The organism is Bacillus sp. URHA0034 (assembly GCF_056280405.1).
Map to the genome: position 1 here is coordinate 5726340 of NZ_JBWCDK010000002.1, position 22902 is coordinate 5749241.

Here is a 22902-nt window from a genome sequence, read left to right on the forward strand (position 1 = left end):
AGAGCGATCTTTCAATTAAATAGTCTGGTAATTAAGGCGAGAAGGTCACACCCGTTCCCATACCGAACACGGAAGTTAAGCTTCTCAGCGCCGATGGTAGTTGGGGCTTTGCCCCTGTGAGAGTAGGACGTTGCCAGGCTTCGCCCCTTTGGGGCTATTATTTTGGCCATTTTCAGAATTTGGCCCCTTGGTCAAGCGGTTAAGACACCGCCCTTTCACGGCGGTAACACGGGTTCGAATCCCGTAGGGGTCACCATTTTAAATATGTTTGCGGGTGTGGCGGAATTGGCAGACGCACCAGACTTAGGATCTGGCGCCGCAAGGCGTGGGGGTTCGACTCCCTTCACCCGCACCATTTAATCTAACCTTTCTGCGACTTACATAGAATCCCTTTTTAATTATTTTGTAATTAATTGATATTGTAAAAAAATTATACAATTCATTATCAAACGCTTGGATAAAAGAGTTAATCCAAGCGTTTTTTGTTTGTCTAGAATACGGACTACAAAAAACTTAAATAGAGTTCAGCAGATCCACTGATGCTTTTGCGCTTGTTTGCGGTAAAGCGTTAAATTTTTTTGTTGAATAAAATCAGAATATTCCTTATAATTATCATCAAATAATATTCTTGGATAAAGATAGGAGTTAATTAGGATGAAGGATTTTTTCAGTAAGTTATTAACAGGGATGAGTATCGGGATAGTCTGCGCTTTAATTCCAAACGCTTTATTAGGGGAAATTCTTAAGTTATTAATTCCACGTTTCTCGGGTCTACAACATCTATTAGATATTACCGTTATAGTCATGAGCTTGTTGCCAGTTATGATTGGTGTAATGGTAGGTACCACTTTTAAGTTATCGCCTATCCAAATAGCTAGTGTGGGCATTGCGGCAATGGTTGGGAGTGGTGCTATTCAAAAGACAGCAGATGGATTATTTGCACTTAATGGGATTGGAATTGTAATCAATACTGGTTTTACAGCGGCCTTGACCGTTCTTTTTGTAAAATGGATTGGGGATCGATTTAAATCCTATTCCATTCTTTTAATGCCAACTTTAAGTATTTTAATTCCAGGAATGATTGGTTATTCTGTTTTGCCCTTTGTTAAGTCCTCTACTGGTTTAGTCGGTGTTGTTGTGGCAAATTTAACTTCTTTACAGCCTGTTATGATGGGTGCAATAATAGCCGTTATCTTTTGTATTATAATATTATCGCCGATTTCGACTGTAGGGGTAGCTACTGTCATTATGCTTTCGGGTGTTGGTTCAGGAGCGGCCAACCTCGGAATAGTCGCTGCAGGTGTTGGTTTTGCTTTTGCCAGTTATAAAGCAAATTCGCTTGGAACTGCATTAGCACATGTGCTGGGGTCGCCCAAAATACAAATGAAAAACTTTTTTATGAAACCTAAAATTGCTCTTCCGATGTTAATTACGGCCGCGATACTAGGCGCATTATCCGGTTTGTTTAATATTCAAGGAACGCCTTACAGCGCTGGTTTTGGTTTATCTGGTTTAGTTGGCCCGTTAAATTATATTCACCTGGCCGAGGGTGGATGGTCAATTAAAAACATCACTATCATGCTAAGTACATTCTTAATTCTACCGATCGTGTTAAATTTGGGACTCATCTATTTATTTGCAAGAAAATTAAAAATGATCAAAGCAGAGGATTATAAATTGCAATTTGATTAAAACTTAACATCTTTTCTCGCTAATTATCATAAATGTATATGTAGACCTAATTTTTCCGGATAGGAGGAATAACTGTGTATTATGCGCGGGTTGTACAATATAAACTGGGAACAGGTCAAAGGGGTATAGCGGAAAAGTTAACAAAGGAATTTGATAAAAAGAGTAGAAAACTTGTTGGATTTAGAGGCAGTGTATACTTTTTTGATGACCCTTCTTGTGAATATAGGGCATTAAGTTATTGGGATACAAAAGAGGAAGCCGAACAAGCGAATAAAAAATTATTCCCTGAGTTGGAACATAAACTGCAAAGCGTTACTTCAGAAAAACCAGCAGTGAAATTTTATGAAGTCTTTGAAGCAACCGACGATGAGGACCTAATGGCCTCTCATATTAAAATCTGATAACGATAAGAACTCTGATTTATTAGCCATTAAATGCTATTAATCGGGGTTCTTTTTTATTGTAAAAGCGTATGTAATGGAAAAATTCTCCTTCATCTCGTATAATCATGATGATAACATATGCCGAGCATTTTTTGCTGCAAGTCGTCTGAAGTAGTTGCAGTATAAAAGCCGAAAAAGAGAGGTTAAAAAATGCAAAAAAGAACATTAGGACGTAGTGGTTTAGAAGTATCGACACTTGGGCTTGGTTGTATGGGAATGTCTGATTTTTATAGTGGAAGAAATGACGAAGAGTCCATTAATACCATTCACCGCGCCATTCAATTAGGTGTCACCCTGTTAGATACAGCTGATATGTATGGGGTTGGAAAAAATGAAGAATTAGTGGGACAGGCAATTAAGAACCACCGCAACCAAGTTATCATAGCGACTAAATTCGGAAATGTAAGGGGTAACAAGGGCGAATTTTTAGGCATCAACGGACGCCCTGAATACGTAAAAGAAGCATGTGAGGCTAGTCTTCGTCGTCTAGGTGTAGATTATATTGATCTGTATTACCAGCACCGTGTTGATCCAAAGACACCGATTGAAGAAACAGTCGGGGCAATGGCAGAATTGGTTAAGGAGGGAAAAGTCCGTTACCTGGGCTTATCGGAGGCTGCTCCACAAACCATTCAACGTGCCCACATTGTCCATCCGATAACTGCAGTACAAACCGAATATTCTTTATGGAGCCGGGACGTTGAGGACGAAATTTTACCCCTTTGCCGAGAATTAGGGATTGGTTTTGTGCCATATAGTCCTTTAGGAAGAGGATTTTTAACCGGCCAAATTCAAAAATTCGAGGACTTAGCTGAAGATGACTATCGCCGCCATTCTCCTCGTTTCCAAGGTGAAAACTTCCAGAAAAATTTAAATCTCGTCAATAAAATCAAGGAAATTGCGAATGAAAAAGATTGTAAACCTTCCCAATTAGCACTTGCTTGGTTATTAGCTCAGGGTGAGGATATTGTTCCAATTCCGGGTACAAAAAGAATACAGTATTTAGAAGAAAATGTTCGTGCATTAACCATTTCCTTAACAGATTCCGACCTTGCCCGTATTAATGAGGTGGCTCCTCGAGGTGCAGCATCTGGAGAACGGTACCATGAAGCGGGAATGAAAGGTGTAAATCTTTAATTTTGAACTTGTAGAATAACTAAACCTATGGCTTTGTTACATAGTGTAAGTTATCAAGAGAATTTATATAAATTGATTGGAGGACTAACAATGGCCTTAGAAACAAAATGGGTTCGTTATGGAAAAAATCAAGAATTTATCGGATACATGGCAAAAATGGACCGAGTCAATCAAGACTTACCTGCTGTGATTGTTATTCAAGAAATATGGGGTGTAGATGCACATATTCAAGATATAACAGAAAGATTTGCACAGGCCGGCTATCTCGCCTTTGCTCCAGACCTATATGCGGAGAATGGGGAAAGGATTGAAGATTTAAAAACAGAACGAGTAGTAGAGGTGCGAGACTTTCTAGATTCCTTACCTCATACAGTTTGGAACAATCCTTCTGAAAGGGAGCAGGCAATTCGTGAATTGGAAGAGGGCAAACAAAACCGTGTCACTAAAACCTTTGAAAAAATGTTTGGGGGCATCCAGTCCTCTGTTTATATAGAGAAACTCTTAGCAGCTTCTACCTATTTAAGAGAAGAGTGCGAAGCATCAAAAGGCCAAGGGGTTGCCTCGATTGGATTCTGTTTGGGTGGAGCGCTATCAGGTTTACTTGCTTGCCGCGATCCTCAACTAAAAGGTGCTGCCATCTTTTACGGTAATGCTCCTTCTGAAGAAGAAGTTAAAAATATTAATTGCCCATTATATGGTTTTTATGGGGAGCTCGATAAGCGGATCTCTGATAACATAGCATCTTTTGCAGATCAAATGAAAACTCATGGTAAGTTATTTGAATACCAGATTTATAAGGATACCCATCATGCTTTTTTTAATGATACAAGAGCATCCTATAAGGTTTCAGCAGCAAGGGATGCCTATCAAAGAGTACTACAATTTTTTAAACAAGCCCTAGTTGAGGAATAGTCCGTTGCAGCCTGGAAAAAACAATGATTCTTCATTGAAACGAACGAGGAAGCACCCCTTCCTCGTTTATGTTTTTCTCATTTAAGATCCATCTTATCGAATCAAATAGATTGGAAAAAATTGCGCCTTGCCCGGAGTTTTTTATGGTGTTATGATAATAAACGTTCTCTTCAAAGAGATTATCTTTTAAGTGCATAAAGCGTTTTGGTAAAAATTACTTCTTGTATGGTAATGACAACGGTGTTATTATTAGTAAGCTTCATTAAGAAACTTATTAATTCACTAATGAGTAAATAATTACCATTGAATAAGAGTTTTAAATGAGGTATGATAGTTATTGTCGCTTCTTTAAAAAATCATTTTGTTCTTTGAAAACTAAACAAACAAAAACGTCAACAAACAATAAATTATCATGTTTCTTCTATATTAAATGAAGAACATGAGCCAACGTAACAAAATGAGCTAATCAACTTTCTTGGAGAGTTTGATCCTGGCTCAGGACGAACGCTGGCGGCGTGCCTAATACATGCAAGTCGAGCGAATCTTCTGGAACTTGTTCCGGAAGGTTAGCGGCGGACGGGTGAGTAACACGTGGGCAACCTGCCTGTAAGACTGGGATAACACCGGGAAACCGGTGCTAATACCGGATAATCCTTTCCCTCTCATGAGGGAAAGCTGAAAGTCGGTTTCGGCTGACACTTACAGATGGGCCCGCGGCGCATTAGCTAGTTGGTGAGGTAACGGCTCACCAAGGCGACGATGCGTAGCCGACCTGAGAGGGTGATCGGCCACACTGGGACTGAGACACGGCCCAGACTCCTACGGGAGGCAGCAGTAGGGAATCTTCCACAATGGACGAAAGTCTGATGGAGCAACGCCGCGTGAGCGATGAAGGCCTTCGGGTCGTAAAGCTCTGTTGTTAGGGAAGAACAAGTACCGGAGTAACTGCCGGTACCTTGACGGTACCTAACCAGAAAGCCACGGCTAACTACGTGCCAGCAGCCGCGGTAATACGTAGGTGGCAAGCGTTGTCCGGAATTATTGGGCGTAAAGCGCGCGCAGGCGGTCCTTTAAGTCTGATGTGAAAGCCCACGGCTCAACCGTGGAGGGTCATTGGAAACTGGGGGACTTGAGTGCAGAAGAGGAAAGCGGAATTCCACGTGTAGCGGTGAAATGCGTAGAGATGTGGAGGAACACCAGTGGCGAAGGCGGCTTTCTGGTCTGTAACTGACGCTGAGGCGCGAAAGCGTGGGGAGCAAACAGGATTAGATACCCTGGTAGTCCACGCCGTAAACGATGAGTGCTAAGTGTTAGAGGGTTTCCGCCCTTTAGTGCTGCAGCTAACGCATTAAGCACTCCGCCTGGGGAGTACGGCCGCAAGGCTGAAACTCAAAGGAATTGACGGGGGCCCGCACAAGCGGTGGAGCATGTGGTTTAATTCGAAGCAACGCGAAGAACCTTACCAGGTCTTGACATCCTCTGACACTCCTAGAGATAGGACTTTCCCCTTCGGGGGACAGAGTGACAGGTGGTGCATGGTTGTCGTCAGCTCGTGTCGTGAGATGTTGGGTTAAGTCCCGCAACGAGCGCAACCCTTGATCTTAGTTGCCAGCATTCAGTTGGGCACTCTAAGGTGACTGCCGGTGACAAACCGGAGGAAGGTGGGGATGACGTCAAATCATCATGCCCCTTATGACCTGGGCTACACACGTGCTACAATGGATGGTACAAAGGGCAGCAAAGCCGCGAGGCCTAGCCAATCCCATAAAACCATTCTCAGTTCGGATTGTAGGCTGCAACTCGCCTACATGAAGCCGGAATCGCTAGTAATCGCGGATCAGCATGCCGCGGTGAATACGTTCCCGGGCCTTGTACACACCGCCCGTCACACCACGAGAGTTTGTAACACCCGAAGTCGGTGGGGTAACCGCAAGGAGCCAGCCGCCTAAGGTGGGACAGATGATTGGGGTGAAGTCGTAACAAGGTAGCCGTATCGGAAGGTGCGGCTGGATCACCTCCTTTCTAAGGATAATGCAGTCCTTATGGACTGATAAGAAGTTGACCGCTTTTTGTTTGTTTAGTTTTGAGGGAGCAATTCTCTCAAAGTCATTTCGTTCTTTGAAAACTAGATAATCGTATAGAAGAAACCAAGTAAAAACCGAGTAAAATCGCCATTTTAGTTTTTTCTCTCTATTAAATAGAGTAAAACCTTTTAGGTTAAGTTAGAAAGGGCGCACGGTGAATGCCTTGGCACTAGGAGCCGATGAAGGACGGGACTAACACCGATATGCTTCGGGGAGCTGTAAGTAAGCTTTGATCCGGAGATTTCCGAATGGGGAAACCCACTGCTCGTAATGGAGCAGTATCTTTACCTGAATACATAGGGTATGGATGGCAGACCCGGGGAACTGAAACATCTAAGTACCCGGAGGAAGAGAAAGCAAACGCGATTCCCTAAGTAGCGGCGAGCGAAACGGGATTAGCCCAAACCAAGAGGCTTGCCTCTTGGGGTTGTAGGACACTCAACATGGAGTTACAAAGGAACGGGGTAGATGAAGCGGTCTGGAAAGGCCCGTCATAGAAGGTAAAAGCCCTGTAGTTGAAACTTCGTTCCCTCCTGAGTGGATCCTGAGTACGGCCGGACACGTGAAATCCGGTCGGAAGCAGGGAGGACCATCTCCCAAGGCTAAATACTCCCTAGTGACCGATAGTGAACCAGTACCGTGAGGGAAAGGTGAAAAGCACCCCGGAAGGGGAGTGAAATAGTTCCTGAAACCGTGTGCCTACAAGTAGTTAGAGCCCGTTAATGGGTGATAGCGTGCCTTTTGTAGAATGAACCGGCGAGTTACGATTACATGCAAGGTTAAGTTGAAGAGACGGAGCCGCAGCGAAAGCGAGTCTGAATAGGGCGAATTAGTATGTGGTCGTAGACCCGAAACCAGGTGATCTACCCATGTCCAGGGTGAAGTCCAGGTAACACTGGATGGAGGCCCGAACCCACGCACGTTGAAAAGTGCGGGGATGAGGTGTGGGTAGCGGAGAAATTCCAATCGAACTTGGAGATAGCTGGTTCTCTCCGAAATAGCTTTAGGGCTAGCCTCACGTAGTTAGAGTCTTGGAGGTAGAGCACTGTTTGGACTAGGGGCCCTCATCGGGTTACCGAATTCAGACAAACTCCGAATGCCAAAGACTTATCCGTGGGAGTCAGACTGCGAGTGATAAGATCCGTAGTCAAAAGGGAAACAGCCCAGACCACCAGCTAAGGTCCCAAAGTATACGTTAAGTGGAAAAGGATGTGGAGTTGCTTAGACAACCAGGATGTTGGCTTAGAAGCAGCCACCATTTAAAGAGTGCGTAATAGCTCACTGGTCGAGTGACTCTGCGCCGAAAATGTACCGGGGCTAAACGTATCACCGAAGCTGTGGATTGACACCGTTGGTGTCAGTGGTAGGAGAGCGTTCTAAGGGCGTTGAAGCTAGACCGTAAGGACTGGTGGAGCGCTTAGAAGTGAGAATGCCGGTATGAGTAGCGAAAGATGAGTGAGAATCTCATCCACCGAATGCCTAAGGTTTCCTGAGGAAGGCTCGTCCGCTCAGGGTTAGTCGGGACCTAAGCCGAGGCCGAAAGGCGTAGGCGATGGACAACAGGTTGATATTCCTGTACCACCTCTTTATCGTTTGAGTGATGGGGGGACGCAGGAGGATAGGGTAAGCGCACTGTTGGATATGTGCGTCTAAGCAGTTAGGCTGAGAAGCAGGAAAATCCGCTTCTCGCATGTGCTGAGCTGTGACAGCGAGGGAAATATAGTACCGAAGTTCCTGATTCCACACTGCCAAGAAAAGCCTCTAGCGAGATAAAAGGTGCCCGTACCGCAAACCGACACAGGTAGGCGAGGAGAGAATCCTAAGGTGAGCGAGAGAACTCTCGTTAAGGAACTCGGCAAAATGACCCCGTAACTTCGGGAGAAGGGGTGCTCTTTGGGGTTCATAGCCTCGAAGAGCCGCAGTGAATAGGCCCAGGCGACTGTTTAGCAAAAACACAGGTCTCTGCGAAGCCGCAAGGCGAAGTATAGGGGCTGACGCCTGCCCGGTGCTGGAAGGTTAAGAGGAGGGGTTAGCGCAAGCGAAGCTCTGAATCGAAGCCCCAGTAAACGGCGGCCGTAACTATAACGGTCCTAAGGTAGCGAAATTCCTTGTCGGGTAAGTTCCGACCCGCACGAAAGGCGTAACGATCTGGGCACTGTCTCAACGAGAGACTCGGTGAAATTATAGTACCTGTGAAGATGCAGGTTACCCGCGACAGGACGGAAAGACCCCGTGGAGCTTTACTGTAGCCTGATATTGAATTTTGGTACAGCTTGTACAGGATAGGTAGGAGCCTGAGAAGCCGGAGCGCCAGCTTCGGTGGAGGCGTCGGTGGGATACTACCCTGGCTGTATTGAAATTCTAACCCGCACCCCTAAATCGGGGTGGGAGACAGTGTCAGGTGGGCAGTTTGACTGGGGCGGTCGCCTCCTAAAGAGTAACGGAGGCGCCCAAAGGTTCCCTCAGAATGGTTGGAAATCATTCGTAGAGTGTAAAGGCACAAGGGAGCTTGACTGCGAGACCTACAAGTCGAGCAGGGACGAAAGTCGGGCTTAGTGATCCGGTGGTTCCGCATGGAAGGGCCATCGCTCAACGGATAAAAGCTACCCCGGGGATAACAGGCTTATCTCCCCCAAGAGTCCACATCGACGGGGAGGTTTGGCACCTCGATGTCGGCTCATCGCATCCTGGGGCTGTAGTCGGTCCCAAGGGTTGGGCTGTTCGCCCATTAAAGCGGTACGCGAGCTGGGTTCAGAACGTCGTGAGACAGTTCGGTCCCTATCCGTCGTGGGCGCAGGAAATTTGAGAGGAGCTGTCCTTAGTACGAGAGGACCGGGATGGACGCACCGCTGGTGTACCAGTTGTCTTGCCAAAGGCATCGCTGGGTAGCTATGTGCGGACGGGATAAGTGCTGAAAGCATCTAAGCATGAAGCCCCCCTCAAGATGAGATTTCCCATAGCGTCAAGCTAGTAAGATCCCTGAAAGATGATCAGGTTGATAGGTCAGAGGTGGAAGCGTGGCGACATGTGGAGCTGACTGATACTAATCGATCGAGGACTTAACCAAAGTCTAAAGCGAATAAACTCGTTTTTATAAAGTTTCTTCTACATTATCTAGTTTTGAGAGAGCGATCTTTCAATTAAATAGTCTGGCAATTAAGGCGAGAAGGTCACACCCGTTCCCATACCGAACACGGAAGTTAAGCTTCTCAGCGCCGATGGTAGTTGGGGCTTTGCCCCTGTGAGAGTAGGACGTTGCCAGGCGAGAGACAGGAATTTACGATTCTGTCTTTTTCTTTCCCTATTTTGATAATTGAAAAAATTTTCTATTGCAAGTGAACACCGACGGTGTTAAGATAGAAAAGTCGCTCTTCCAAAGAGTGATCAAGGAATCAAAAATGGAAAAAACTTTCTATTGTTCTGAAACACACACCGTGTTAAGATAGGAAAGTCGCTCTTCAAAAAGAGTGAGCAAGTCAATCGAAATTGGAAATAATTGACGATTGATAGTTTATTAGAAATGCGATAAGATAATATTCCTGTCGCTTTTGGTGACATTGTTCTTTGAAAACTAAACAAACAAAAACGTCAACAAACAATAATATTCATTTCTTATGAAATGAAGCCAACGTAACAAAATGAGCTAATCAACTTTCTTGGAGAGTTTGATCCTGGCTCAGGACGAACGCTGGCGGCGTGCCTAATACATGCAAGTCGAGCGAATCTTCTGGAACTTGTTCCGGAAGGTTAGCGGCGGACGGGTGAGTAACACGTGGGCAACCTGCCTGTAAGACTGGGATAACACCGGGAAACCGGTGCTAATACCGGATAATCCTTTCCCTCTCATGAGGGAAAGCTGAAAGTCGGTTTCGGCTGACACTTACAGATGGGCCCGCGGCGCATTAGCTAGTTGGTGAGGTAACGGCTCACCAAGGCGACGATGCGTAGCCGACCTGAGAGGGTGATCGGCCACACTGGGACTGAGACACGGCCCAGACTCCTACGGGAGGCAGCAGTAGGGAATCTTCCACAATGGACGAAAGTCTGATGGAGCAACGCCGCGTGAGCGATGAAGGCCTTCGGGTCGTAAAGCTCTGTTGTTAGGGAAGAACAAGTACCGGAGTAACTGCCGGTGCCTTGACGGTACCTAACCAGAAAGCCACGGCTAACTACGTGCCAGCAGCCGCGGTAATACGTAGGTGGCAAGCGTTGTCCGGAATTATTGGGCGTAAAGCGCGCGCAGGCGGTCCTTTAAGTCTGATGTGAAAGCCCACGGCTCAACCGTGGAGGGTCATTGGAAACTGGGGGACTTGAGTGCAGAAGAGGAAAGCGGAATTCCACGTGTAGCGGTGAAATGCGTAGAGATGTGGAGGAACACCAGTGGCGAAGGCGGCTTTCTGGTCTGTAACTGACGCTGAGGCGCGAAAGCGTGGGGAGCAAACAGGATTAGATACCCTGGTAGTCCACGCCGTAAACGATGAGTGCTAAGTGTTAGAGGGTTTCCGCCCTTTAGTGCTGCAGCTAACGCATTAAGCACTCCGCCTGGGGAGTACGGCCGCAAGGCTGAAACTCAAAGGAATTGACGGGGGCCCGCACAAGCGGTGGAGCATGTGGTTTAATTCGAAGCAACGCGAAGAACCTTACCAGGTCTTGACATCCTCTGACACCCTAGAGATAGGAATTTCCCCTTCGGGGGACAGAGTGACAGGTGGTGCATGGTTGTCGTCAGCTCGTGTCGTGAGATGTTGGGTTAAGTCCCGCAACGAGCGCAACCCTTGATCTTAGTTGCCAGCATTCAGTTGGGCACTCTAAGGTGACTGCCGGTGACAAACCGGAGGAAGGTGGGGATGACGTCAAATCATCATGCCCCTTATGACCTGGGCTACACACGTGCTACAATGGATGGTACAAAGGGCAGCAAAGCCGCGAGGCCTAGCCAATCCCATAAAACCATTCTCAGTTCGGATTGTAGGCTGCAACTCGCCTACATGAAGCCGGAATCGCTAGTAATCGCGGATCAGCATGCCGCGGTGAATACGTTCCCGGGCCTTGTACACACCGCCCGTCACACCACGAGAGTTTGTAACACCCGAAGTCGGTGGGGTAACCGCAAGGAGCCAGCCGCCTAAGGTGGGACAGATGATTGGGGTGAAGTCGTAACAAGGTAGCCGTATCGGAAGGTGCGGCTGGATCACCTCCTTTCTAAGGATAATGCAGTCCTTATGGACTGATAAGAAGTTGACCGCTTTTTGTTTGTTTAGTTTTGAGGGAGCAATTCTCTCAAAGCTTTTTTAAATCGTTCTTTGAAAACTAGATAATCGTATAGAAGAAACCAAGTAAAAACCGAGTAAAATCGCCATTTTAGTTTTTCTCTCTATTTTAAATAGAGTAAACCTTTTAGGTTAAGTTAGAAAGGGCGCACGGTGAATGCCTTGGCACTAGGAGCCGATGAAGGACGGGACTAACACCGATATGCTTCGGGGAGCTGTAAGTAAGCTTTGATCCGGAGATTTCCGAATGGGGAAACCCACTGCTCGTAATGGAGCAGTATCTTTACCTGAATACATAGGGTATGGATGGCAGACCCGGGGAACTGAAACATCTAAGTACCCGGAGGAAGAGAAAGCAAACGCGATTCCCTAAGTAGCGGCGAGCGAAACGGGATTAGCCCAAACCAAGAGGCTTGCCTCTTGGGGTTGTAGGACACTCAACATGGAGTTACAAAGGAACGGGGTAGATGAAGCGGTCTGGAAAGGCCCGTCATAGAAGGTAAAAGCCCTGTAGTTGAAACTTCGTTCCCTCCTGAGTGGATCCTGAGTACGGCCGGACACGTGAAATCCGGTCGGAAGCAGGGAGGACCATCTCCCAAGGCTAAATACTCCCTAGTGACCGATAGTGAACCAGTACCGTGAGGGAAAGGTGAAAAGCACCCCGGAAGGGGAGTGAAATAGTTCCTGAAACCGTGTGCCTACAAGTAGTTAGAGCCCGTTAATGGGTGATAGCGTGCCTTTTGTAGAATGAACCGGCGAGTTACGATTACATGCAAGGTTAAGTTGAAGAGACGGAGCCGCAGCGAAAGCGAGTCTGAATAGGGCGAATTTAGTATGTGGTCGTAGACCCGAAACCAGGTGATCTACCCATGTCCAGGGTGAAGTCCAGGTAACACTGGATGGAGGCCCGAACCCACGCACGTTGAAAAGTGCGGGGATGAGGTGTGGGTAGCGGAGAAATTCCAATCGAACTTGGAGATAGCTGGTTCTCTCCGAAATAGCTTTAGGGCTAGCCTCACGTAGTTAGAGTCTTGGAGGTAGAGCACTGTTTGGACTAGGGGCCCTCATCGGGTTACCGAATTCAGACAAACTCCGAATGCCAAAGACTTATCCGTGGGAGTCAGACTGCGAGTGATAAGATCCGTAGTCAAAAGGGAAACAGCCCAGACCACCAGCTAAGGTCCCAAAGTATACGTTAAGTGGAAAAGGATGTGGAGTTGCTTAGACAACCAGGATGTTGGCTTAGAAGCAGCCACCATTTAAAGAGTGCGTAATAGCTCACTGGTCGAGTGACTCTGCGCCGAAAATGTACCGGGGCTAAACGTATCACCGAAGCTGTGGATTGACATCTTCGATGTCAGTGGTAGGAGAGCGTTCTAAGGGCGTTGAAGCTAGACCGTAAGGACTGGTGGAGCGCTTAGAAGTGAGAATGCCGGTATGAGTAGCGAAAGATGAGTGAGAATCTCATCCACCGAATGCCTAAGGTTTCCTGAGGAAGGCTCGTCCGCTCAGGGTTAGTCGGGACCTAAGCCGAGGCCGAAAGGCGTAGGCGATGGACAACAGGTTGATATTCCTGTACCACCTCTTTATCGTTTGAGTGATGGGGGGACGCAGGAGGATAGGGTAAGCGCACTGTTGGATATGTGCGTCTAAGCAGTTAGGCTGAGAAGCAGGAAAATCCGCTTCTCGCATGTGCTGAGCTGTGACAGCGAGGGAAATATAGTACCGAAGTTCCTGATTCCACACTGCCAAGAAAAGCCTCTAGCGAGATAAAAGGTGCCCGTACCGCAAACCGACACAGGTAGGCGAGGAGAGAATCCTAAGGTGAGCGAGAGAACTCTCGTTAAGGAACTCGGCAAAATGACCCCGTAACTTCGGGAGAAGGGGTGCTCTTTGGGGTTCATAGCCTCGAAGAGCCGCAGTGAATAGGCCCAGGCGACTGTTTAGCAAAAACACAGGTCTCTGCGAAGCCGCAAGGCGAAGTATAGGGGCTGACGCCTGCCCGGTGCTGGAAGGTTAAGAGGAGGGGTTAGCTCACGCGAAGCTCTGAATCGAAGCCCCAGTAAACGGCGGCCGTAACTATAACGGTCCTAAGGTAGCGAAATTCCTTGTCGGGTAAGTTCCGACCCGCACGAAAGGCGTAACGATCTGGGCACTGTCTCAACGAGAGACTCGGTGAAATTATAGTACCTGTGAAGATGCAGGTTACCCGCGACAGGACGGAAAGACCCCGTGGAGCTTTACTGTAGCCTGATATTGAATTTTGGTACAGCTTGTACAGGATAGGTAGGAGCCTGAGAAGCCGGAGCGCCAGCTTCGGTGGAGGCGTCGGTGGGATACTACCCTGGCTGTATTGAAATTCTAACCCGCACCCCTAAATCGGGGTGGGAGACAGTGTCAGGTGGGCAGTTTGACTGGGGCGGTCGCCTCCTAAAGAGTAACGGAGGCGCCCAAAGGTTCCCTCAGAATGGTTGGAAATCATTCGTAGAGTGTAAAGGCACAAGGGAGCTTGACTGCGAGACCTACAAGTCGAGCAGGGACGAAAGTCGGGCTTAGTGATCCGGTGGTTCCGCATGGAAGGGCCATCGCTCAACGGATAAAAGCTACCCCGGGGATAACAGGCTTATCTCCCCCAAGAGTCCACATCGACGGGGAGGTTTGGCACCTCGATGTCGGCTCATCGCATCCTGGGGCTGTAGTCGGTCCCAAGGGTTGGGCTGTTCGCCCATTAAAGCGGTACGCGAGCTGGGTTCAGAACGTCGTGAGACAGTTCGGTCCCTATCCGTCGTGGGCGCAGGAAATTTGAGAGGAGCTGTCCTTAGTACGAGAGGACCGGGATGGACGCACCGCTGGTGTACCAGTTGTCTTGCCAAAGGCATCGCTGGGTAGCTATGTGCGGACGGGATAAGTGCTGAAAGCATCTAAGCATGAAGCCCCCCTCAAGATGAGATTTCCCATAGCGTCAAGCTAGTAAGATCCCTGAAAGATGATCAGGTTGATAGGTCAGAGGTGGAAGCGTGGCGACATGTGGAGCTGACTGATACTAATCGATCGAGGACTTAACCATAGTCTAAAGCGAATAAACTCGTTTTTATAAAGTTTCTTCTACATTATCTAGTTTTGAAAGAGCGATCTTTCAATTAAATAGTCTGGCAATTAAGGCGAGAAGGTCACACCCGTTCCCATACCGAACACGGAAGTTAAGCTTCTCAGCGCCGATGGTAGTTGGGGCTTTGCCCCTGTGAGAGTAGGACGTTGCCAGGCGAGAGACAGGAATTTACGTTTCTGTCTTTTTCTTTCCCCATTTTGAGAATTGGAAAAAATTTTCTATTGTAAGTGAACACCGACGGTGTTAAGATAGAAAAGTCGCTCTTCCAAAGAGTGATCAAGGAATCAAAAATGGAAAAAACTATCTATTGTTCTGAAACACACAACGTGTTAAGATAGGAAAGTCGCTCTTCAAAAAGAGTGAGCAAGTCAATCGAAATTGGAAATAATTGATGATTGATAGTTTGTCAGAAATGCGATAAGATAATATTCCTGTCGCTTTTGGTGACATTGTTCTTTGAAAACTAAACAAACAAAAACGTCAACAAACAATAATTATTATTCATTTCTTATGAAATGAAGCCAACGTAACAAAATGAGCTAAATCAACTTTCTCGGAGAGTTTGATCCTGGCTCAGGACGAACGCTGGCGGCGTGCCTAATACATGCAAGTCGAGCGAATCTTCCGGAACTTGTTCCGGAAGGTTAGCGGCGGACGGGTGAGTAACACGTGGGCAACCTGCCTGTAAGACTGGGATAACACCGGGAAACCGGTGCTAATACCGGATAATCCTTTCCCTCACATGAGGGAAAGCTGAAAGTCGGTTTCGGCTGACACTTACAGATGGGCCCGCGGCGCATTAGCTAGTTGGTGAGGTAACGGCTCACCAAGGCGACGATGCGTAGCCGACCTGAGAGGGTGATCGGCCACACTGGGACTGAGACACGGCCCAGACTCCTACGGGAGGCAGCAGTAGGGAATCTTCCACAATGGACGAAAGTCTGATGGAGCAACGCCGCGTGAGCGATGAAGGCCTTCGGGTCGTAAAGCTCTGTTGTTAGGGAAGAACAAGTACCGGAGTAACTGCCGGTACCTTGACGGTACCTAACCAGAAAGCCACGGCTAACTACGTGCCAGCAGCCGCGGTAATACGTAGGTGGCAAGCGTTGTCCGGAATTATTGGGCGTAAAGCGCGCGCAGGCGGTCCTTTAAGTCTGATGTGAAAGCCCACGGCTCAACCGTGGAGGGTCATTGGAAACTGGGGGACTTGAGTGCAGAAGAGGAAAGCGGAATTCCACGTGTAGCGGTGAAATGCGTAGAGATGTGGAGGAACACCAGTGGCGAAGGCGGCTTTCTGGTCTGTAACTGACGCTGAGGCGCGAAAGCGTGGGGAGCAAACAGGATTAGATACCCTGGTAGTCCACGCCGTAAACGATGAGTGCTAAGTGTTAGAGGGTTTCCGCCCTTTAGTGCTGCAGCTAACGCATTAAGCACTCCGCCTGGGGAGTACGGCCGCAAGGCTGAAACTCAAAGGAATTGACGGGGGCCCGCACAAGCGGTGGAGCATGTGGTTTAATTCGAAGCAACGCGAAGAACCTTACCAGGTCTTGACATCCTCTGACACTCCTAGAGATAGGACTTTCCCCTTCGGGGGACAGAGTGACAGGTGGTGCATGGTTGTCGTCAGCTCGTGTCGTGAGATGTTGGGTTAAGTCCCGCAACGAGCGCAACCCTTGATCTTAGTTGCCAGCATTCAGTTGGGCACTCTAAGGTGACTGCCGGTGACAAACCGGAGGAAGGTGGGGATGACGTCAAATCATCATGCCCCTTATGACCTGGGCTACACACGTGCTACAATGGATGGTACAAAGGGCAGCAAAGCCGCGAGGCCTAGCCAATCCCATAAAACCATTCTCAGTTCGGATTGTAGGCTGCAACTCGCCTACATGAAGCCGGAATCGCTAGTAATCGCGGATCAGCATGCCGCGGTGAATACGTTCCCGGGCCTTGTACACACCGCCCGTCACACCACGAGAGTTTGTAACACCCGAAGTCGGTGGGGTAACCGCAAGGAGCCAGCCGCCTAAGGTGGGACAGATGATTGGGGTGAAGTCGTAACAAGGTAGCCGTATCGGAAGGTGCGGCTGGATCACCTCCTTTCTAAGGATAATGCAGTCCTTATGGACTGATAAGAAGTTGACCGCTTTTTGTTTGTTTAGTTTTGAGGGAGCAATTCTCTCAAAGCTTTTTTAAATCGTTCTTTGAAAACTAGATAATCGTATAGAAGAAACCAAGTAAAAACCGAGTAAAATCGCCATTTTAGTTTTTCTCTCTATTTTAAATAGAGTAAACCTTTTAGGTTAAGTTAGAAAGGGCGCACGGTGAATGCCTTGGCACTAGGAGCCGATGAAGGACGGGACTAACACCGATATGCTTCGGGGAGCTGTAAGTAAGCTTTGATCCGGAGATTTCCGAATGGGGAAACCCACTGCTCGTAATGGAGCAGTATCTTTACCTGAATACATAGGGTATGGATGGCAGACCCGGGGAACTGAAACATCTAAGTACCCGGAGGAAGAGAAAGCAAACGCGATTCCCTAAGTAGCGGCGAGCGAAACGGGATTAGCCCAAACCAAGAGGCTTGCCTCTTGGGGTTGTAGGACACTCAACATGGAGTTACAAAGGAACGGGGTAGATGAAGCGGTCTGGAAAGGCCCGTCATAGAAGGTAAAAGCCCTGTAGTTGAAACTTCGTTCCCTCCTGAGTGGATCCTGAGTACGGCCGGACACGTGAAATCCGGTCGGAAGCAGGGAGGACCATCTCCCAAGGCTAAATACTCCCTAGTGACCGATAGTGAACCAGTACCGTGAGGGAAAGGTGAAAAGCACCCCGGAAGGGGAGTGAAATAGTTCCTGAAACCGTGTGCCTACAAGTAGTTAGAGCCCGTTAATGGGTGATAGCGTGCCTTTTGTAGAATGAACCGGCGAGTTACGATTACATGCAAGGTTAAGTTGAAGAGACGGAGCCGCAGCGAAAGCGAGTCTGAATAGGGCGAATTTAGTATGTGGTCGTAGACCCGAAACCAGGTGATCTACCCATGTCCAGGGTGAAGTCCAGGTAACACTGGATGGAGGCCCGAACCCACGCACGTTGAAAAGTGCGGGGATGAGGTGTGGGTAGCGGAGAAATTCCAATCGAACTTGGAGATAGCTGGTTCTCTCCGAAATAGCTTTAGGGCTAGCCTCACGTAGTTAGAGTCTTGGAGGTAGAGCACTGTTTGGACTAGGGGCCCTCATCGGGTTACCGAATTCAGACAAACTCCGAATGCCAAAGACTTATCCGTGGGAGTCAGACTGCGAGTGATAAGATCCGTAGTCAAAAGGGAAACAGCCCAGACCACCAGCTAAGGTCCCAAAGTATACGTTAAGTGGAAAAGGATGTGGAGTTGCTTAGACAACCAGGATGTTGGCTTAGAAGCAGCCACCATTTAAAGAGTGCGTAATAGCTCACTGGTCGAGTGACTCTGCGCCGAAAATGTACCGGGGCTAAACGTATCACCGAAGCTGTGGATTGACATCTTCGATGTCAGTGGTAGGAGAGCGTTCTAAGGGCGTTGAAGCTAGACCGTAAGGACTGGTGGAGCGCTTAGAAGTGAGAATGCCGGTATGAGTAGCGAAAGATGAGTGAGAATCTCATCCACCGAATGCCTAAGGTTTCCTGAGGAAGGCTCGTCCGCTCAGGGTTAGTCGGGACCTAAGCCGAGGCCGAAAGGCGTAGGCGATGGACAACAGGTTGATATTCCTGTACCACCTCTTTATCGTTTGAGTGATGGGGGGACGCAGGAGGATAGGGTAAGCGCACTGTTGGATATGTGCGTCTAAGCAGTTAGGCTGAGAAGCAGGAAAATCCGCTTCTCGCATGTGCTGAGCTGTGACAGCGAGGGAAATATAGTACCGAAGTTCCTGATTCCACACTGCCAAGAAAAGCCTCTAGCGAGATAAAAGGTGCCCGTACCGCAAACCGACACAGGTAGGCGAGGAGAGAATCCTAAGGTGAGCGAGAGAACTCTCGTTAAGGAACTCGGCAAAATGACCCCGTAACTTCGGGAGAAGGGGTGCTCTTTGGGGTTCATAGCCTCGAAGAGCCGCAGTGAATAGGCCCAGGCGACTGTTTAGCAAAAACACAGGTCTCTGCGAAGCCGCAAGGCGAAGTATAGGGGCTGACGCCTGCCCGGTGCTGGAAGGTTAAGAGGAGGGGTTAGCTCACGCGAAGCTCTGAATCGAAGCCCCAGTAAACGGCGGCCGTAACTATAACGGTCCTAAGGTAGCGAAATTCCTTGTCGGGTAAGTTCCGACCCGCACGAAAGGCGTAACGATCTGGGCACTGTCTCAACGAGAGACTCGGTGAAATTATAGTACCTGTGAAGATGCAGGTTACCCGCGACAGGACGGAAAGACCCCGTGGAGCTTTACTGTAGCCTGATATTGAATTTTGGTACAGCTTGTACAGGATAGGTAGGAGCCTGAGAAGCCGGAGCGCCAGCTTCGGTGGAGGCGTCGGTGGGATACTACCCTGGCTGTATTGAAATTCTAACCCGCACCCCTAAATCGGGGTGGGAGACAGTGTCAGGTGGGCAGTTTGACTGGGGCGGTCGCCTCCTAAAGAGTAACGGAGGCGCCCAAAGGTTCCCTCAGAATGGTTGGAAATCATTCGTAGAGTGTAAAGGCACAAGGGAGCTTGACTGCGAGACCTACAAGTCGAGCAGGGACGAAAGTCGGGCTTAGTGATCCGGTGGTTCCGCATGGAAGGGCCATCGCTCAACGGATAAAAGCTACCCCGGGGATAACAGGCTTATCTCCCCCAAGAGTCCACATCGACGGGGAGGTTTGGCACCTCGATGTCGGCTCATCGCATCCTGGGGCTGTAGTCGGTCCCAAGGGTTGGGCTGTTCGCCCATTAAAGCGGTACGCGAGCTGGGTTCAGAACGTCGTGAGACAGTTCGGTCCCTATCCGTCGTGGGCGCAGGAAATTTGAGAGGAGCTGTCCTTAGTACGAGAGGACCGGGATGGACGCACCGCTGGTGTACCAGTTGTCTTGCCAAAGGCATCGCTGGGTAGCTATGTGCGGACGGGATAAGTGCTGAAAGCATCTAAGCATGAAGCCCCCCTCAAGATGAGATTTCCCATAGCGTCAAGCTAGTAAGATCCCTGAAAGATGATCAGGTTGATAGGTCAGAGGTGGAAGCGTGGCGACATGTGGAGCTGACTGATACTAATCGATCGAGGACTTAACCATAGTCTAAAGCGAATAAACTCGTTTTTATAAAGTTTCTTCTACATTATCTAGTTTTGAGAGAGCGATCTTTCAATTAAATAGTCTGGTAATTAAGGCGAGAAGGTCACACCCGTTCCCATACCGAACACGGAAGTTAAGCTTCTCAGCGCCGATGGTAGTTGGGGCTTTGCCCCTGTGAGAGTAGGACGTTGCCAGGCAAAAAAAGACAACCTAAATGGGGCTGTTGACAAAATGGGAAAGGAGTCGTACCTCCTTTCCTATTTTGTTTTTTTCTCATTTTTTAATGATTTTAATATCCTTTTTCTCCATCTTTTTAATACTAATTCATCACCTTTATCATTCTTTTTAAATTTAAAGCCAACGCCGAAAAGAGGCATTGTTCAAGAATTTTTTGAATGCCCCTCTTATAAGTTTTAAATAGGTTGTGTTTCGTCTTCATGGTTCCGAAGGAACCTTCACACCAAACTCTTCTTAGCTTTTGAACCATTTTGTATTCAGTTGTTTTTGCTCTTATTTTATTTGCTTCAAGCAATTCATGGGCTATTGGTCGTTCAATAGTTCTTTTTGTTGCTGTCTTCCCAAAGCATTGTTCTCTAAATGGACAGACTTTGCAGTCTTTTGCTTTTGCAGAATATACTTTGGAATACCGTTCACCGCTATGCTTTATATGACTAAAAGAAAGTATTTTTTGATTTTGACAGATGTACGTATCGTTTTTATTATCATATATAAATTCCTTATAAGAAGTTGTATTATAAGCAGTGTTAGATTGAGTTGGAGTAATATATCCTGTGATTTCCAATGTTTCTAATCCATGATGAATGGGAGTGGTATCATATCCTCTATCTGCTCCAACAATATTTAAATCAAATTTCTCTTGAATCACACTAAGTCTTTCGATAAATGGTTCACAATCATTTACGTTTCCAGCACTTGGATGAATATCAACTATGATTCCGTTTTTTGTATCAATGCTTGTATGGGCTAAGATGTGAGGTCCAGATGGCTTTCCTGGGCGATTTAATAACCCAGAGTCAGGATCAGTTTTAACGATGGAGGTTGTTTCGGTTGAGGGACCTTTTGATTTTCGTCCTCTTTTCTTTTTGCCTGATTCTATTCTTTTCTCCTCTAACTCTTTTTCATTTTTCTTCGCTTCTTCTTCAAGAGTATTTAAATATTGAGAAGGAGTCTTCTCTACTTTTACCTTTTCAACTTTACTCTTTGAAGCACTTGCCTTGATATGTGTTGAATCAGTAACTATTACTTCCCCAGTAACGATTCCTTTCTCTATACAAAGTTCAATTAAATAATCAAAAACTTCTTGAAAAACTGTACTATCGTTAAATCTTCTTCGCCGATTCTGACTAAATATTGAATGGTCTGGAAAAGGATCCGTTAAATCAAGACCTAAAAACCATCGATAAGCAATATTTAAATGAACTTCTTGTTCCAGCTGACGTTCAGAGTCAACATTAAATAAATAACCAATGAGTAACATTTTAAATAAAAGTACAGGATCAAGTGATTTCCTACCAAGTTTCGAATAATACTTTTCCATTTTGTCGTATGTATATAAAGGAAAAATCAATTTTCTCATTGATTTGACGAAGTATATGATTTGAAGGGACAAAAACATTTAAATCAATAAACTCTAGTTTACTTTGATACTCATCTTTACAACCCATGGCCATAATAATTCCCCCAATAAAAAACCTATTAGATTGTCAACAGCCCCTAAATGGGTTGTCTTTTTTATTTGGAAGGACAAGTTCATAATTTATAGCTACAAATCCAAATTGATTGTTAACTTAACTCATATTTTGGTTGACATTATTCGATAGAAACTATTATTCTTAATTCATAGAAAATATTTCCTTTTGAGATACAAATGCTAATTTATTTTTAAGAGGTGATTGGATGAGTAAGTGGAAAAAAATAGCACAAACTGTGATCCAAGGTAAAGAACTATCAAAAGAGGATGCTTTAAGTATCCTAAATATTCCCGATACAGAATTACTTGATATTTTACAAGGGGCCTACTTGATCAGGTATCATTATTACGGAAATAAAGTAAAGTTAAATATGATTGTAAATACTAAATCGGGATTGTGTCCTGAAAACTGTGGGTATTGTTCTCAATCCAGTATTTCTACAGCACCGATCAAAAAGTATCGAATGATTGATAAGGATACCATTCTAAAAGGAGCAGAACAAGCTTTTCAGCTAAAGGTTGGTACATATTGTATAGTTGCTAGTGGTAGAGGCCCCAGCAATAACGAAGTGGAACAAGTCGTGTCGGCGGTAAAGGAAATTAAGGATAAATACAATTTAAAAGTTTGTGCTTGCCTTGGTATTCTAAAACCGGATCAGGCATTAAAACTAAAGCAAGCTGGTGTGGATAGATACAACCATAACCTTAATACATCGGAAAATCACCACGAAAACATCACCACCTCTCATTCCTATCAAGATAGAGTCAATACGGTCAAACTCATCAAGGAAAAAGGGATTTCTCCTTGCTCTGGGGTAATAGTGGGTATGAATGAAACCAAAGAAGATGTCGTAGATATGGCCTATAGTTTAAAAGCCATCGATACGGACTCCATCCCTGTTAATTTCCTACATGCCATCGATGGAACCCCTTTAGAGGGCACCAATGAGCTAAACCCAAGATATTGTTTAAAAATATTAGCACTCATGCGTTACGTCAATCCAACAAAGGAAATTCGGATCTCTGGTGGGCGAGAAATAAATTTACGGAGTCTTCAGCCACTTGGTTTATATGCTGCAAACTCCATTTTTGTAGGGGATTACTTAACTACTGCAGGCCAAGAGAGTACGGCGGACCATCAAATGTTGGAAGATTTAGGTTTTGAAATAGATTTTGTAAAAGAAACCATTCAAGCATAGGTAAAAAACCCACAGTGCATCACTTGAAGGCAATCAATAAAGATTGTCTTTTTTAATTTATAGGATACCCATTAATCAGGTTGTTATGATTTGCTGCTATAAGGATATAT

At 46.6% G+C, this 22902-nt stretch carries 7 protein-coding genes, 2 tRNA genes and 10 rRNA genes; 17 read left to right on the plus strand and 2 right to left on the minus strand.

The window, feature by feature from the left end; translation table 11 throughout:
• Positions 1–23 precede the first annotated feature (23 nt).
• The 16 genes from rrf (ACZ9EE_RS29795) to rrf (ACZ9EE_RS29870) all read left to right on the plus strand — a co-directional run bounded on the left by rrf (ACZ9EE_RS29795) (position 24) and on the right by rrf (ACZ9EE_RS29870) (position 20079).
• Positions 24–139: ribosomal RNA gene (gene rrf, locus ACZ9EE_RS29795) — 5S ribosomal RNA — on the plus strand.
• Between the two features lie 42 nt (positions 140–181).
• Positions 182–256: transfer RNA gene (locus tag ACZ9EE_RS29800), tRNA-Glu, on the plus strand.
• A gap of 14 nt (positions 257–270) precedes the next feature.
• A tRNA-Leu gene (locus tag ACZ9EE_RS29805) sits at positions 271–355 on the plus strand.
• A gap of 299 nt (positions 356–654) precedes the next feature.
• Positions 655–1692 carry a PTS sugar transporter subunit IIC gene (locus ACZ9EE_RS29810; RefSeq protein WP_476032190.1) on the plus strand — a complete coding sequence of 346 codons (1038 nt, stop codon included), beginning with the start codon at positions 655–657 and terminating at the stop codon, positions 1690–1692.
• A gap of 74 nt (positions 1693–1766) precedes the next feature.
• Positions 1767–2093, plus strand: a complete 327-nt coding sequence (locus ACZ9EE_RS29815) for a hypothetical protein (protein ID WP_476032191.1) — start codon at positions 1767–1769, stop codon at positions 2091–2093.
• 192 nt (positions 2094–2285) lie between these two features.
• The gene (locus ACZ9EE_RS29820; RefSeq protein WP_476032192.1) at positions 2286–3272 is read left to right on the plus strand and encodes an aldo/keto reductase; all 987 of its coding nucleotides are present in this window, start codon (positions 2286–2288) and stop codon (positions 3270–3272) included.
• A 90-nt stretch (positions 3273–3362) separates the two neighbouring features.
• Positions 3363–4184 carry a dienelactone hydrolase family protein gene (locus ACZ9EE_RS29825; RefSeq protein ID WP_476032193.1) on the plus strand — a complete coding sequence of 274 codons (822 nt, stop codon included), beginning with the start codon at positions 3363–3365 and terminating at the stop codon, positions 4182–4184.
• Between the two features lie 472 nt (positions 4185–4656).
• Positions 4657–6206: ribosomal RNA gene (locus ACZ9EE_RS29830) — 16S ribosomal RNA — on the plus strand.
• 193 nt (positions 6207–6399) lie between these two features.
• A 23S ribosomal RNA gene (locus ACZ9EE_RS29835) occupies positions 6400–9335 on the plus strand.
• A gap of 81 nt (positions 9336–9416) precedes the next feature.
• Positions 9417–9532: ribosomal RNA gene (gene rrf / locus ACZ9EE_RS29840) — 5S ribosomal RNA — on the plus strand.
• Between the two features lie 389 nt (positions 9533–9921).
• Positions 9922–11470, plus strand: a 16S ribosomal RNA gene (locus ACZ9EE_RS29845).
• A gap of 198 nt (positions 11471–11668) precedes the next feature.
• Positions 11669–14605, plus strand: a 23S ribosomal RNA gene (locus tag ACZ9EE_RS29850).
• A gap of 81 nt (positions 14606–14686) precedes the next feature.
• A 5S ribosomal RNA gene (gene rrf / locus ACZ9EE_RS29855) occupies positions 14687–14802 on the plus strand.
• 395 nt (positions 14803–15197) lie between these two features.
• A 16S ribosomal RNA gene (locus tag ACZ9EE_RS29860) occupies positions 15198–16747 on the plus strand.
• A 198-nt stretch (positions 16748–16945) separates the two neighbouring features.
• Positions 16946–19882 (plus strand): 23S ribosomal RNA (locus ACZ9EE_RS29865).
• Positions 19883–19963: 81 nt separating this feature from the next.
• Positions 19964–20079 (plus strand): 5S ribosomal RNA (gene rrf, locus ACZ9EE_RS29870).
• Together the 16S, 23S and 5S rRNA genes form the textbook arrangement of a ribosomal RNA operon.
• 122 nt (positions 20080–20201) lie before the next feature.
• Here rrf (ACZ9EE_RS29870) and ACZ9EE_RS29875 read toward each other — a convergent pair.
• Together ACZ9EE_RS29875 and ACZ9EE_RS29880 are read right to left on the minus strand one after the other, a co-directional pair.
• The gene (locus ACZ9EE_RS29875) at positions 20202–21440 is read right to left on the minus strand and encodes an IS1182 family transposase (RefSeq protein ID WP_476032194.1); all 1239 of its coding nucleotides are present in this window, start codon (positions 21438–21440) and stop codon (positions 20202–20204) included.
• The gene (locus tag ACZ9EE_RS29880) at positions 21412–21573 is read right to left on the minus strand and encodes a hypothetical protein (protein ID WP_476032195.1); all 162 of its coding nucleotides are present in this window, start codon (positions 21571–21573) and stop codon (positions 21412–21414) included. The genes ACZ9EE_RS29875 and ACZ9EE_RS29880 overlap by 29 nt, the downstream gene beginning before the upstream one ends.
• A 226-nt stretch (positions 21574–21799) precedes the next feature.
• On the opposite strand from ACZ9EE_RS29880, the gene bioB reads away from it, so the two are divergent.
• Positions 21800–22792 (plus strand): biotin synthase BioB, encoded by a 993-nt coding sequence (gene bioB / locus ACZ9EE_RS29885; protein WP_476032196.1) that lies wholly within the window; start codon positions 21800–21802, stop codon positions 22790–22792.
• Positions 22793–22902 lie beyond the last annotated feature (110 nt).